2 protein-coding genes and 1 pseudogene are annotated in these 1,781 nt (G+C 72.2%); 1 reads left to right on the top strand and 2 read right to left on the bottom strand.

The genetic code is table 11. The features are described 5' to 3' along the window. Positions 1–186, top strand: a 186-nt coding sequence (locus tag VNL12_RS08855) for a PaaI family thioesterase (protein ID WP_325593656.1), incomplete at its 5' end; no start/stop codon positions are given. 108 nt (positions 187–294) lie between these two features. Here VNL12_RS08855 and VNL12_RS08850 read toward each other — a convergent pair. Both VNL12_RS08850 and VNL12_RS08845 read right to left on the bottom strand, forming a co-directional pair. Then, positions 295–1,488, bottom strand: coding sequence for an ArsA family ATPase (locus VNL12_RS08850; RefSeq protein WP_325593654.1), 1,194 nt, complete (start codon positions 1,486–1,488; stop codon positions 295–297). A 1-nt stretch (position 1,489) separates the two neighbouring features. Beyond that, positions 1,490–1,781, bottom strand: a pseudogene (locus VNL12_RS08845) (anion-transporting ATPase); the annotation flags it as partial.

The following is a 1,781-nucleotide window of genomic DNA, read 5'->3' as shown; positions in this document are numbered from 1 at the left end:
ATCCACTTCCTCCGCAAGCCCCAACCCGGCGATGTCGTCGCCACCACCGAGGTGCTCCGGCGCGGCCGACGTCAGGCCGTCATCGACGTCCGCATCACCAGCGGCTCCGACCCCGCCCCCGTCGCCCAGGCCACCGTCACCTACGCCATCCCGTCGCCGCCGAGCTCCCCGCCGACGCCCGCCTGACGGGTCGGCGCCCGACCGCCGACCGGCAGCGGCTCGCGCGGTCAGGGAGCGCGGTCGCGCCCCACGGCGCGAGGAGCGGACAGCCGGAAGGACCCGGCCGATGAGTGCTCAGCGCCAGAGGGCGTCACCGAGGCGGAGGAGGCCGGCCAGGTCGGCGATGTCGGACTCGAAGTAGGGCACGGTGGCCACCACGTCGGGGGTGCGGGCCAGCTCGTTGCGCTGCTCCTGCTCGCGGTTGGCGATCACCTGGTAGTTGAGGAAGCTCTCACCCACCTCACGGAGGACGGCGGCGACCGCGGCGGGCTCGCTCCCCGTGGCGTCGGCGACGCCGAGCGAGACCTCGTCGGCCTGGGCGACGAGGCGGCGCGCCACCCCGGTGGCGGCGGTGCGGCGGAGGTAGGCGGGCAGCACCTTGTTGAGCACCACCGCACCGAGGTGCAGGCCCCGAGCTTCCAGCTCGGCGATGAAGTACTCGGCCTCGCGCACCGGCGCAGCCTCGAGCGTCGAGACGACGAGGAACGTGGTGCGCCGGTCGGCCAGGGTGCGGGTGACCGCCTCGGAGCGCTCCACGAAGCCCGGCGCCATGGTCTGGAACAACGAGAAGAACTCGGCGATGTCCTCGAGGAACTGCGAGCCGAGGATGCCGTCGGCCACCTTGTAGAACGGCCGCGACGCCATCGACAGGACCCGGTTCTTCGCCGGTGCGGTCAGCCACCGCAGCAGGCGGCTGGAGAAGAACTCGCCCATGCGCTCGGGAGCGTCGAGGAAGTCGATGGCGTTCCGCGTGGGCGGGGTGTCGACGACGATGAGGTCGTAGCGGCCCGAGCTGTGGATCTCGTGCAGCCTTTCCATGGCGATGTAGTCGTGGCTCTGGACGAAGCGGCCCGAGATGTTCGCGTAGATCGAGTTGGAGAGGATCGCCTCGCGCACCTTCTCGTTCGGCGCGTGGCGGTCGATCAGGTCGTCCCATGACTGCTTGGTATCGAGCATCGCCGCCCACAGCTCGCCGCGAGGCTCGACGCCCGCCGCGGTGAAGGCGGCGGCGTCGACCCGGGTCTCGGTGTTGCCGAACTGCTCGAGGCCGAGGGCGTTGGCCAGCCGCCGAGCCGGGTCGACGGTGACGACGAGCACCTTGCCGCCGAGGTGCGCCGCGGCCATGGCCCCGAGGGCGGCGGCGGTGGTGGTCTTGCCCACCCCACCCGAGCCGCAGGAGATCACGATCTCCTTCGCCGCCAGCAGCTGCTGCAGCGTGCGGATCTCATCGCCCTCGGACGTCGCGCCCGGGCTGGCCCTCCGGGCCATATCAGCCCAGCTCCTCGTCGAGGGCCGCCGCCACCTGGCGGGTGAAGCGGAGACCCGTGGACCGGGCGAAGATCTCGGGCAGGTAGAGCAGGTCGACGTCGGTCAACCCGGCGCGGAGCGTCTGGAGGTGACCGGCCCGGGTGCGCCGCAGCGTCACGGCCAGCTCGGCCGCGTCGAGGATCGGGCCGACGTCACCACCGAGGGCGTCGTCGAGGACGGCGACCCGCTCGGGCACGCGCAGGACCTCGAAGAGATCCTCCTCGTCCCGGCCGAAGAGCTCGGGCAGGACCCGG

The sequence above is a fragment of the Iamia sp. genome, assembly GCF_035575815.1.
Lineage (GTDB): Bacteria > Actinomycetota > Acidimicrobiia > Acidimicrobiales > Iamiaceae > Iamia.
The sequence above is the reverse complement of the archived record's forward strand: the minus strand, read 5'-3'. Positions and strand labels throughout refer to the sequence as shown.